The sequence below is a fragment of the Duganella levis genome (genome assembly GCF_009857605.1).
GTDB lineage: Bacteria > Pseudomonadota > Gammaproteobacteria > Burkholderiales > Burkholderiaceae_D > Rugamonas > Rugamonas levis.
The window spans coordinates 582,147-594,835 of sequence record NZ_WWCT01000001.1; the positions used below are offsets into that span (position 1 = coordinate 582,147).

9 protein-coding genes are annotated in these 12,689 nt (G+C 61.2%); 2 read left to right on the forward strand and 7 right to left on the reverse strand.

The window, feature by feature from the left end; all coding sequences use genetic code 11:
* Positions 1-6: 6 nt before the first annotated feature.
* Positions 7-1,209, reverse strand: coding sequence for a glycine C-acetyltransferase (gene kbl, locus GTP69_RS02580; RefSeq protein ID WP_161053386.1), 1,203 nt, complete (start codon positions 1,207-1,209; stop codon positions 7-9).
* A gap of 115 nt (positions 1,210-1,324) precedes the next feature.
* Between kbl and GTP69_RS02585 the strand changes: the two genes are divergently transcribed.
* Entirely contained in the window at positions 1,325-1,900 is a 576-nt protein-coding gene (locus GTP69_RS02585) for a helix-turn-helix domain-containing protein (RefSeq protein WP_110847796.1), read from the forward strand.
* Between the two features lie 3 nt (positions 1,901-1,903).
* Here the strand turns inward: GTP69_RS02585 and GTP69_RS02590 are convergent, their stop codons facing one another.
* From GTP69_RS02590 to GTP69_RS02615, 6 genes are all read right to left on the reverse strand, one after another.
* Positions 1,904-3,106, reverse strand: a complete 1,203-nt coding sequence (locus GTP69_RS02590; RefSeq protein WP_161053387.1) for an ammonium transporter — start codon at positions 3,104-3,106, stop codon at positions 1,904-1,906.
* A 156-nt stretch (positions 3,107-3,262) separates the two neighbouring features.
* Complete coding sequence (locus GTP69_RS02595; RefSeq protein WP_161053388.1) at positions 3,263-4,000, reverse strand: FxDxF family PEP-CTERM protein; 738 nt, start codon at positions 3,998-4,000, stop codon at positions 3,263-3,265.
* A 281-nt stretch (positions 4,001-4,281) separates the two neighbouring features.
* Positions 4,282-6,432, reverse strand: a complete 2,151-nt coding sequence (locus GTP69_RS02600) for a prolyl oligopeptidase family serine peptidase (protein WP_202424265.1) — start codon at positions 6,430-6,432, stop codon at positions 4,282-4,284.
* Positions 6,433-6,479: 47 nt separating this feature from the next.
* Positions 6,480-7,553, reverse strand: a complete 1,074-nt coding sequence (locus GTP69_RS02605; protein WP_161053389.1) for a DUF5694 domain-containing protein — start codon at positions 7,551-7,553, stop codon at positions 6,480-6,482.
* 103 nt (positions 7,554-7,656) lie between these two features.
* Positions 7,657-10,077 (reverse strand): putative bifunctional diguanylate cyclase/phosphodiesterase, encoded by a 2,421-nt coding sequence (locus tag GTP69_RS02610; protein WP_161053390.1) that lies wholly within the window; start codon positions 10,075-10,077, stop codon positions 7,657-7,659.
* A 16-nt stretch (positions 10,078-10,093) separates the two neighbouring features.
* Positions 10,094-10,714: a methylamine utilization protein gene (locus GTP69_RS02615; RefSeq protein WP_161053391.1), complete on the reverse strand. Its 621-nt coding sequence runs from the start codon at positions 10,712-10,714 to the stop codon at positions 10,094-10,096.
* A 211-nt stretch (positions 10,715-10,925) separates the two neighbouring features.
* On the opposite strand from GTP69_RS02615, the gene GTP69_RS02620 reads away from it, so the two are divergent.
* Positions 10,926-12,689 (forward strand): GGDEF domain-containing protein, encoded by a 1,764-nt coding sequence (locus tag GTP69_RS02620; protein WP_161053494.1) that lies wholly within the window; start codon positions 10,926-10,928, stop codon positions 12,687-12,689.

The window sequence follows — 12,689 nt, forward strand, 5'->3', positions numbered from 1 at the left end:
TTCATATTAGTTCTTCAGCAGGCCCAATTCGCGGCCGGCCTGTTCGAATGCTTTGAGTACGGTGTCCAGCTGCTCGCGGGTATGCGCGGCAGACAGCTGGACGCGCACGCGCGCCTGGCCCATCGGGACCACCGGGTAGAAGAAGCCGCTGAGCAGCACGCCCAGTTCATACATTCGCGCGGCGAACTTCTGCGCCACAGGCGCTTCGAACAACATCACAGGAACCACAGGGTGGGTGCCCGGCTTGATGGTGAAGCCGAGCGCTTCGATCTCTTTACGGAAGTACGCGGTGTTTTCGTGCAGACGGTCGCGCAACTCGGTCGACTGCGACAGCTGCTGCAGCACGGCCAGCGACGCGCCGGCAATCGACGGCGCCAGCGTGTTAGAGAACAGGTAAGGACGCGACTTCTGGCGCAGCATCTCGATCACTTCCTTGCGGCCGGAGGTGAAGCCGCCCATGGCGCCGCCCAGCGCCTTGCCCAGCGTGCCGGTGATGATGTCGATCTTGCCGACCACGTTGTGGTGTTCGTGCGTGCCGCGGCCGGTCTTGCCCATGAAGCCGGAGGCGTGGCATTCGTCGATCATCACCAGCGCGCCGTATTTGTCGGCCAGTTCAACAATCTTGTCCAGCTGGGCGATGGTGCCGTCCATCGAGAACACGCCGTCGGTGACGATGACTTTATGGCGCTTGTCGGCAGCCGCTTGCAGCTGCTTCTCCAGGTCGGCCATGTCATTGTGGGCGTAGCGGAAGCGCGCGGCCTTGCACAGGCGGATGCCGTCGATGATCGAGGCGTGATTCAGCGCGTCGGAGATGATGGCGTCGTTCTCGTCGAACAGCGGCTCGAACACGCCGCCGTTGGCGTCGAAGGCGGCCGCGTACAGAATCGTGTCTTCGGTGCCGAGGAACTTGGAGATGGCCTGCTCCAACTGTTTGTGCACGGTCTGCGTGCCGCAGATAAAGCGCACCGACGACAGGCCGTAGCCATATTTTTCAGTGGCGTCAATGGACGCCTGCGCCACCCACTCCTCGCCCGACAGGCCGAGGTAGTTGTTGGCGCACATATTAATCAGCATTCGACCATCCTCACTCATCACTTCCGAGCCCTGGCGGGATGCCAGTACGCGCTCTGGCTTGTACAGGCCCTGTTCGCGCAATTGATCCAGGCTTTGCTGGAGGCTGCTATAGAAAGTATTTTGTGGATTGCTCATGATGGTCCTCAGGTCTGTGATACGATTCCGCCATCTTATGCGAAATTCGTTATGTCGAATTCAAATTCGATATATTGAATTTTATAGAGAACCAGTGAACTCCGCAACCACTATAATGAACACACTCGTTTCGTCCAATGCTCCACCTGAAGTCGGCGCCGCCCTGCAGCGCCTGCGCCTGGCCCGCGGCCTGACGCTGGAAGACCTGTCGCGCATCGCCGGTGTATCGAAGTCAATGTTGTCGCAAATTGAACGCGAGAAGGCTAACCCCACCATCGCCATCACCTGGCGGCTGGCCAATGCGCTGGGCGTGCAGATCGGCGAACTGCTGGCCACCGCCGAGCGCGAGACCGAGACCATCCGCGTGATCGACGCCCACGAGACGCCTACCCTGCCCGGCCTGCACGCTGGCTATGTGCTGCGCATCCTGGGCCCGCTGGAACTGGCTAGTAAATATGAGTGGTATGAACTGACGCTGTCGCCGGGCGGCGAGCTGGCCTCGCAAGGCCACGATCCAGGCGCGCAGGAGCACCTGACCCTGCTGCACGGTTCAGTCGAAGTGGAAGTCGGTAACGACAAGAAGAAGGTCAAACTGGGCAGCACGGCGCGCTACCCGGGCGACCAGCAGCACATCATCCGCAACGTCGGCAAGACCGAGGCGAAGGCGCTGCTGGTGGTGATTCACCGCTAAGAATTACCAGTTGGCTTCGCGCTCCGGCGTGGAGCTGATGCGGTGGATCGACAGGTCGGCGCCCTGGAATTCCTCTTCCGGGTCCAGGCGCAGGCCCAGCGTGGCTTTCAGCACGCCGTACACCGCATAGCCGCCGATCAGCGCCACCGCCACACCCATCAAGGTGCCGACCAGTTGCGACAGCAGCGAGACGCCGCCGATACCACCCAGGGCCTTCTGCCCAAAGATGCCGGCCGCGATGCCACCCCAGGCGCCGCACAGGCCGTGCAGCGGCCACACGCCCAGCACATCGTCGATCTTCCATTTGTTCTGCGCCAGCGTGAACATCCAGACAAACACTGCGCCGGCAATGCCGCCGGTGACCAGCGCGCCGAGCGGATGCATCAGGTCCGAGCCGGCGCACACCGCCACTAGACCGGCCAGCGGGCCGTTGTAGGCGAAACCGGGATCGTTCTTGCCCATCATGAGCGCGACCAGCGTGCCGCCCACCATGGCCATCAGCGAGTTGACGGCGACCAGGCCGTTCATCTTGTCCAGCGACTGCGCGCTCATCACATTAAAGCCGAACCAGCCAACCGTCAGAATCCACGCGCCCAACGCCAGGAATGGAATCGACGATGGTGGATGGGCGGCGATGGCGCCGTTTTTCATATAACGGCCACGGCGTGCGCCAAGCAGCAGCACCGCTGGCAGCGCGATCCAGCCGCCGACCGCGTGCACCACCACCGAACCGGCGAAGTCGTGGAAGGCGGCGCCGAAGCTGTGCGTCAGCCAGTCCTGCACGCCAAAACGGTTGTTCCAGGCGATGCCCTCAAAGAATGGGTAGATCAGGCCGACCAGCAACGCGGTGGCGATGGTCTGCGGGTGGAAACGCGCGCGCTCGGCAATGCCGCCGGAGATGATCGCCGGAATGGCGGCGGCAAACGTCAGCAAGAAGAAGAATTTGACCAGCTCGTAACCGTTTTTGGCAGCCAGCACGTCGGCCGAGGAGAAGAAATTGATGCCGTAGGCAATGCTATAGCCGACGAAGAAATACGCGATGGTCGATACGGCAAAATCGACCAGGATTTTCACCAGCGCGTTGACCTGGTTTTTCTTGCGCACCGTGCCCAGCTCAAGGAAAGCAAAGCCCGCGTGCATGGCCAGAATCATGATAGCGCCGAGCAAAATGAATAAAGCGTTGGCGCCGTCTTTGTGTGCATCCATCAACAATCACTCCCCAAAACAATGCGAAAATTAAAAACGTTTCATGCTAAAAGCAATAATCGTTCCAATTTGGTGCAAATTTTAAGTGACTGATTTCAATGGTTTTTCAAATGGTGCAAAAGTGCGCACCGACCCGGTGCGCACTAAAACAAGGCGTTATTTTGGTGCGTTCTTGCGGCGACGCGCCACCATCCCCATCAAACCGAGGCCGCCCAGCAACATACCGTAGGTCGCTGGTTCCGGTACTGGCGCTGCCGCCAGCGGCGTTGCGGTGAAGCCGTATTGGTACGACGTCAGGGCCACGGAACTGGTGCCGGCAGTGCCCAGCGACAGCGAGCTGTTCAGCCGCACACTGGCTTGCACGGCCTCGAACGCACCCTTGGTCTGCAGGGTGTCGGTCTGGTTGATGACGCCCGAAGTGCCGTTGTAGAACGAGATGCCGCCGCCATACGCCGCCACCGAGCCGCCGCTGGTGAACAGGCCGTTCGCATAGCTGCCACCGGTAAGCGCTCCGTTGCCCGACACAGCGATGCTATTGCCGCCCTCAACGGCCGGAGCTACGGCAAAGTTACCGCTGTAGACGGTGCTTACGCCAAAGCCGACCTGGTAGCCAGATTTGGCCACAACCGTCAGCGCCTGCGGACTGCTTGCCACATGCGATGCCGAAAGCGGGTCGCCGCCGGCGGCCACAGTTCGCGTCAGGCTGAATGCCGGATCGGCAGTAAACGTGATGCTGTCGCCGTTGACGACAGCAGTACCCAAGCCCCAAAAGTCGGTGTTGTACACAAACGAGACATGCGCACCATCCACCTCCACTACATTCGCTTGGGCTGACGTCATTACGCCAGCCGCTGCCAGTGCCCCCACCAGCAGATAAGATAGTTTCACACTCATGTGTACTCCATCAATAAAAAAGAGATTGCATTATGCCAATTTCTTTAAATAGACGAATTACTTTAAGCTTCAACTGTGTAGGCGTTGGTGAGCGGAAAAACCATTTAGATACAATCAACTATTGATGTGCAACCCTGATGGAAATTCTTGTTTTTGAGGGGTAATTACTGTGTCCAGCGGCATATTTTCGGAAATTATTTAACAATTATAAAATTCCTAAAAAAACGAAAGGTTCTGCCCCTGTACGGGGTCAGAACCTGGCCTGCTGAGTGCAGGGCCCTTTATTCCTTTACAGACCCCATCTGCAACGCACGGGTCAGGAAGCCCCAGCGGTCCACCACTTCGTCGATTTGCTTGGTGGTCGGCTTGCCGGCGCCGTGGCCCGCCTTGCTCTCGATGCGGATCAGGATAGGCGCGCCGCCCGCTGCCTGGTCGGCCTGCGCGGTGGCGGCAAACTTGAAGCTGTGGGCCGGCACTACGCGATCGTCATGATCGGCGGTGGTGATCATGGTGGCCGGGTAGCAGGTGCCCTTCTTCAGGTTATGCAGCGGCGAATACTTGAGCAGCGCCTTGAATTCATCGGCATTGTCGGACGAGCCGTAGTCCGAGGTCCACGCCCAGCCGATGGTGAATTTATGGAAGCGCAGCATATCCATCACGCCCACTTGCGGAATCGCCGCCGCAAACAGGTCCGGACGCTGCGTCATCGCCGCACCGACCAGCAGGCCGCCGTTGCTGCCGCCGCCGATGGACAGCTTGGCCGGCGACGTTACCTTGTGCGCCACCAGCCATTCTGCCGCACCGATAAAATCGTCGAACACGTTCTGCTTTTGCAGCTTGGTGCCGGCCGCGTGCCACGATTCGCCGTACTCGCCGCCGCCGCGCAGGTTGGCCATCACATAGACGCCGCCCATTTCCAGCCACGCCAGGTTGGCCACCGAGAAGCTCGGCGTCAGCGAGATATTGAAACCGCCGTAGCCATACAGGTAGGTCGGATTGCTGCCGTCCAGCTTCAGGCCTTTTTTCGAGACGATGAACATCGGCACCTTGGTACCATCGCGCGAGGTGAAGAACTCCTGGCGGGTTTCAAACGCGGCCGGATCGAAGTCCACTTTCGGCTGGCGGTACACGCTGCTCTTGTTGGCCTTCAGGTCGTAGCGGTAGATGGTGCTCGGCGTGGTGAAGCTGGTGTACGAGTAGAAGGTTTCGGTGTCGCCACGCTTGCCGCTGAAGCCACCGGCGGTGCCCAGGCCTGGCAGTTCAACGTCGTGCAGCGACTTGCCTTTCAGGTCGTAGACCTTGACCAGGCTGTGTGCGTCGCTCAGGTAGTCCACCAGCAGCTGGTTGTTGACCACCGATGCCGACACCATGGTGTCGCTGCTTTCCGGGACGATCTGCTTCCAGTTCAGCACACCCGGCTTGCGGGTGTCGATGCTGACAATACGGCCGCGTGGCGCATTGCGCTCGGTGCGAAACAGGAACACCGGACCGTCATTGCCGACGAAATCATAGGCGGCGTCAAAGTCCTCCAGCAGGCCGACCACTTTCGCGTCCTTCTTGCTCAAGTCCTTGTAGAACACGCGGTTCTTGTTCTCCGTGCCTTGCGAGGCACTGATGATCAGGAAGCGGCCATCCTCCGTGACCTGCGCGCCGAAGCCCCAGTCCTTGTGGTCTGGACGCTCATACACCAGCACGTCCGCACTTTGCTGCGTGCCCAGTTTGTGGAAGTACAGCTTCTGGAAGTAATTGACGTCGGCCAGCTTGGTGGCTTCCTTCGGCTCGTCGTAGCGGCTGTAGAAGAAGCCGGAACCGTCGTGCAGCCACGCGGTGCTGGAGAATTTTACCCACTTGATGTGGTCTTCTACATCCTTGCCGCTGTCGATGTCGCGCACCTTGATTTCGTTCCAGTCGGAGCCGGAAGCGGCGGTGCTATAGGCCAGGTATTTGCCATCCGGGCTGACGGCCAGGCCGGCCAGCGCCACGGTGCCGTCGGCGGCCAGCGTGTTCGGATCGAGCAGCAGGCGTGGCACATCGGCCAGCGTCTTGGTGGTGTACAGCACCGCCTGATTTTGCAGGCCATCGTTACGGCTGTAGAAATAGCGGCCGCCTTCCTTGAACGGCACGCTGAAGCGCTCGAAGTTCCACAGCTTGGTCAGGCGTTCCTTGAGCGCGTCGCGGCCGGGAATCTGCGACAGATAACTTTGCGTCAGCTGATTCTGCGCCACCACCCAGTCCTTGGTCTCGGCGCTGTTGGCGTCTTCCAGCCAGCGGTATGGATCGGCGATGACGGTGCCGTGGTAGTTGTCCTGCTGGTCCACTGTGTGCGTGACCGGATAGGTCAGGCCGGCGCCGGCGACGTTGCAGGTTTGCGCCATGGCGCCTTGCGCCACCAGGACTGCGGCAGCCATGGCTGCGTGTTTCAATTGCTTCATTCGAGGTTCCATGTAGTCAAAGAAGTGCTGTGGATCATAGCGGGTTTTTATTCGGCGCGTAACAACGCCTCGGTGTTGACGATGCGGACGTCGTGCATCTGGTTCAGGTACGCATCGAGATAACCTTTGTGCGACGCGCCGACGATCACCAGCATGCGGCTGCCGGGTAGCGTGATCATTACCTCGCGGATGTTGGACGCCATGCGCAGGTTGCGGGTCTCCCACGAGCCGGTGTAGTTGCGGCCATAGTGCTGCGGCGAGGGCTCTTCCAGCGCCGCGCCGAAATCGCTGTGGAAGGCCTGCTCCGGCGCGCCCGGCGCGTTATAGGCGCGGTACATGGCCAGTACGCCGGCCGGCGTGTCGAGATGCGATTGCAAGATGTCGGAAGCCTGCTTGCGTTCCGCTGTATAGCGGTTGTCCCAGGCTTTCATCACGGCTGCGCCGTAGGCTTTTTCGTCCCCTGCCGAGGCGTCGGAGGTGTGGTCGTCCATCGGGTAGACGCGTTCATGGCCGCCGCGTACCGCCAGCGGCACGGCGATCAGGTAGTCTTCGTTGCGCATTTGGCGCAGCTTCTCCAGGCTGTCGACCAGGCCTTGGTCCAGGCCATCGCCGGCGCGGCGCTCTTCCACCGGAAGGCGCAACCACTGCACCGTGGCCGATGCAGGTTCGCCGCCAGCCAGGAACAGCGACGCCAGCTTGCGACGCTCGGCCGGCGCTGGCGTGGCCGGCCACGCGGCAAGCATGCGCTCCGCCTGCGCGGTGGCCGTCGGCACATCGAGGCCGGTGGCGCTGCGCGCCGGCATCGTGTCGAAGCAATAGGTCTTGACGGTGTCGGTATAACGTTCGGGATACTGGCGCAGGTAGGCGCATTGAGGACCGGACAAGGCTTCGATGGCGATGGCCTTGGGCTGCCAGTTCGCCAGCAGTTCCAAAAGCGCGCTCAGATTGGCGGGGTCGAATGACTTGGGCAGCTGCGACAGGTGCGCGGTGCCGAGGACCAGCAACTGGTTCGGCTGGCCGTTTTGCAGCTTGAACGCACCGGGAGAAAAATCATTGGATTCAGCAGCGGATACCTGACTGGCAAAGGCTGCGGCGATCAAGGCGGCAAACAAACGGCTCATGCATTCTCCCGGAACGATTACGATGCCGCCAGCTTATCGGGGCTACGCGCGCGTGCGCGCATAAAATGCGACGTAATGCAGTTTTCGTGGGATGAAATGCAAATTAGCTATCGACAGCCACCGCGCTGTCGTCGGTTTGCGCGATGGCGATCGGCGCCTGCCACTTCTCCAGCCAGGGGATCATCTGATCGCCCGGAATAGGACGGCTCATGAAATAGCCCTGCCCCTGGTCGCAGCCCAGTTCCGCCAGCAGCCGCCATACGGCTTCGCTCTCGATGCCCTCCGCCACCACGCGCAGGCCCATGTTGTGGCCAAGGTCGATGGTGGAGCGCACAATTTTGGTATCGCCTTCGTCGTTCTCCATATTCAGCACGAAGGACTTGTCGATCTTCAGCTCATTCACCGGCAGGCGTTTGAGGTAAGCCAGCGACGAGTAGCCGGTGCCGAAATCGTCGATCGACAAATCGAGGCCCATGGCGCTCAGGCGCTCCAGCGTGTGCTGCGCGCGCACCGGATCGTCCATGATGGCGCTCTCGGTGATCTCCAGGCAGAACGAGCCAGGCGTCAGTTTGTGACGCGCCAGCAGGTCGGCAAACTTGGCCGGCAAATCCTGGTCCAGCAAATCGCGGGTGGACAGGTTGACCGACACTTTGAGCGGATGGCCCTTGAGCGCCAGTTCGCGGCACAACTCGGCCGAACGCTCCATCACCCAGCGCGTCAGCACGCGGATAAAGCCGGTCTGCTCGGCGAACGGAATGAACTCGTCGGGGAACACATTGCCGCGCTCCGGATGAACCCAGCGCACCAGCGCCTCCATGCCAACCACTTTACCGGTTTGCAGCGAGATCTTCGGCTGCACGTGCAGGCGGAACTCGTTGCGCTCGGCGGCGTTGCGCAACTCCGTCAGCAGCGACAGGCTCTTGGCACTGGATTTGTCCATCGCCGCGTCGTACACCACGGCGCCGTCGTTGCGCTGCTTGGCGGCGTACATCGCTACTTCGGCCATGCTCAATAAAGTCTCGCCGTCGTCCGCATGTTCCGGATAGGCGGCGATGCCGAGGCCCGCGCCGATGTCCACCATCTGGTCTTCCAGCGACAGCGGGGTTTCCAGCGCCTGCAAAATCTCGGCCGCCATCAGCAGCGCGGCGTCGATGTTCGCGGCCGGCAGCAGCACGGCGAATTCGTCGCCGCCCAGGCGCGCCACTTGCGCCGACAACTGGCGGCGGTTGGCCAGCAGCAGCTGCAAGCGGCCCGCCACCTGCTGCAGCAACGCGTCGCCAAAGCTGTGGCCCATGACGTCGTTGACGTGCTTGAAGCGGTCCAGGTCCATCATCAGCACGAACAAGGCTTCCTCGCGGCGGCGCGCGTCCAGCAGCGCGTCGTTGAGCTGCACCACGAACTGCGCGCGGTTCGGCAGGTTGGTCAGCGTGTCCCAGTACGCCAGGCGGCGGATTTCCTGTTCGCGCTTGGAGATCCCTTCGCGCATGGCGTCGAAGGCGTGCGCCAGCTGGCCGATTTCATCTTCGCGCGTGCTGTCGATCGACACCTTGTAGTCGCCGCCTTCCAGCCGTTTGGCGGTGGTGACCAGTTCGCTGATCGGCTGGGCGATGCGCTTGGCGGTGAACACGATGGCCAGCGCAGAGATGAAGATGCCGGCCAGCGTCAGGCCGATCAGCCAGCGCTCCAGCCGCCGGTATTCGGCGGTGGCTTCGTCGATCGAGCGCGCCAGCAGCACGCTGGCGGTCTGGCCACTGTCTTCGCCGATAGACAGCAGGCGCGTGCTGTATTTCGCGGTTTCCACCGTGATGTCGAAGGGTCCGGCCGGCGGTTTGCCGCCCAGCGCCTGCAATTGATCGACCACTTCCTGCGCCGACGGTCCGACAAAGGTGGAGCCAGCCGACAGCCATTTTCCTTGCGTGTCACGGGTCAGCACCGTGGTGTGCAGCGAACTGACTTCGCGCATGTCGTTGGCCAGTTGGCGGTCGATCGGGAAAGTCATCACGATCCAGCCGATGGTGATCGGCGCCTTGACCGGCATGGCGACGATCTGGAATGGCCGGTGGTCGACGATGGCGATGCCGATCGCGCCGTCGCCTGCTTCGGCCGCGTCCAGCATCGACAGCGCGATTTTCTCCAGCCCCGCCGCCTGCGGCGGATTGGTGGAGACGCTGATCTTGCGGTCATCGCCGATCAGCATGGTCAGCGAAGCCTTGATGCGCCGGCCGCTGTTGGCCAGCGCCGATTCGATCGTGGCGCGGTCGCTTTCATCATTGTTGCCGATGGCGGCCACGAAGGCCGTATCGCGCGCCAGCAGCCGCGCGCCAAAGCGCAGGTTTTGCGCATTCTGTTCCAGCAGTCGCTGGAACACCTTGGCGCCATTGGTCAGCTCACTGCCGATCGCCAGCCGCGCGTTGTTGTCGATGCCGCGCTGGATCACCAGCAGCCCCACCACCTGCACGGCCACGATCAGCACCAGGAACAAGGTGACAATACGGCTTTCGAGGCTGCGGAAACGCAAGTGCATGCTGGGACTATCCTATTTAAAGCGCGGCGTCGTCGGCCGCGATGGGTTTCATCGGCAGTTTGAAAACAGCGGTGGCGAGTTCGCCGGCCTTCACCGTCAACACCTGTTCCGGCGTGGCGCCGCCCACGGTATTGTAGTGCCAGGCCTTGACCACGTACTTGCCGGCCGCCGGCAGGTCGATGCGCACCGCGCCGGCGCCATCGGTCTTGGCGAAATACGGCGTGTCGACGATCTTCACGTAGGCGATCATTTTGTCATGAATATTGCAACCCAGGACAACCGTGCCGGCCTTATCGAATACCTGCGGCGACGCCGTCTGGCCGGAGTATAGCTTCTGGTCGAATTTATGCGCCGGCGAGAACGAATAAATGTGGTGACGGACCTTGTCGTTGTTCGGGAAGTTGATGGTGGCGCCGGTCTGTACCACGGTCACCAGCGGCAGGAATTTCAAGCCCTTCTGCTCGATCAGCGCGGTGCCCGGCTTGGCGCCGCCACCGCCGCCCTCCGCCTCAATGTAAATCACAGTATCCGGTAGCACCTTGCCAGTGGCGTCCTGTACCTGCACTGCAATGCCGGTGGCGCCGGCGTGGGCCGCGCCCATCAGGCCCAGGCAAAAAGCGAAATGACGATGCTGCATAAGTTCCCTGTTCTCTCGGCGACGGCATCAGTGTAGCGCATGTCCAGGACAAACTGTTTCCCAAATTCATCATCCAGTCATAAATTGACTCTATGATCGTACAGTTAAACCGACAATTGGCAAACGATTCATCGTGAATTCCGCACTCCAGCCATCCGGTGGCGCCACAGTCACCTACCTGACACCTCGCGAAGATGACGAGGAGGCGGTGCTGCGCGCGCATTTATACGACATCCTCGCGCGCAAGCAGCTGAGCGCGCTGTTTCAACCGATTGTACACATGCAGAGCGGCGAAATCATCGCCTATGAAGGATTGATACGCGGACCATCCGACAGTCCACTGCATGCGCCGATGAATCTGTTCAAGACGGCGCGCGCCAACGGCCTGACGGTCCAGCTGGAACACCTGTGCCGCCGCGTGGTGCTGGAGCGCTTTGCCGAGCTGGAACTGCCGGGCAAGCTGTTCCTCAACGTCAGCCCGGAATGCCTGCTGCAACGCGACGCCCGCCATGGCGAGACGCTGGAAGTGATCCACCAGATCGGCATCAACCCCGAGCGCGTGATCATCGAGCTGACCGAAAACCAGCCCACCTACGACTACGACCTGATGCGCGAAGCGGTGCTGCATTACCGCAATATGGGCTTTCAGATCGCTATCGACGACCTCGGCGAGGGCTTTTCCAGCCTGCGCCTGTGGTCGGAATTGCGGCCGGAATACGTCAAGATCGATATGCACTTCATCCAGGGCATCAACCACGATCCGGTGAAGTTGCAGTTTGTCCGCTCGATCCAGGAGATCGCCGAAAAATCCAACACCCGCGTGATTGCCGAGGGTATCGAAACCCAGGCCGAGCTGCTGGTACTGCGCGATGTCGGCGTCGCTTACGGCCAGGGCTATCATCTGGGGCGGCCGCATCCGATGCCGGCCCGTACCGCGCCAGCCGAAGTGATCAAGGCGCTGGCGCGCAACGGCGTGGCGGTGTATCCGCAGCGCGCGGTGGACAAGCACGCCAGCCGCATCCACAAGCTGCTGCATGAAGTGCCGGCCGTGCCGCCGAGCATGAACAACAACGACGTCTACGAGATTTTCCAGAAAAATCCCAAGCTGATGATCATTCCGGTAGTGGACGACGGCCAGCCGCTGGGCCTGATCAACCGCTTCGACATGATCGAACATTTCGCCCGCCCCTACGAACGCGAGCTGTACGGCAAGAAGTCGTGCAAGCAGTTCATGGACCGCCAGCCGTTGGTCGCCGACCGCAATACCAGCTTGCAGGAACTGAGCTGCCGCATGGCCGAGGCCGAGGCGCGCCACCTGTTCAACGGTTTCATGATCACCGAACAGGGCCGCTATCTGGGCATGGGCACCGGCCACGACCTGATGCGCGAGATTACGCAGATGCAGATCAACGCCGCGCGCTACGCCAATCCGCTGACCCAGCTGCCGGGCAATGTACCGATTACCGAACACATCGACCGGCTGCTGGAAAGCGGCACGCGCTTCTGGGTCTGCTATTTCGACCTCGACCATTTCAAGCCGTTCAATGACGTCTACGGCTACCGGCGCGGCGACGATGTGATCCAGCTGACCGGCAACATCCTCAGCAGCTACTGCGATCCCGACCGCGATTTCGTCGGCCACATCGGCGGCGACGATTTCATGGTGCTGTTCCAGAGCGAGGACTGGGAGCGCCGCTGCCAAGCCGTGCTGGATGAATTCGGCCACCTGGTGCTGGACTTCTACAGCAACGACGACCGCGAGCGCGGCGGTTATATCAGCGAAGACCGCCAAGGCAAGAAAGTGTTTTATTCGCTGATGAGCTTGTCGATCGGCGCGATCCGGGTCGAGCCGCGCCAGTACTACACGCACCACCAGATCGCCACCGCCGCCACCGAATCCAAGAAGCAAGCCAAAAAGATCCACGGCAACAGCCTGTTCCTCGACCGCCGCCAGCCGCCACCGGCCCTGGGCTAA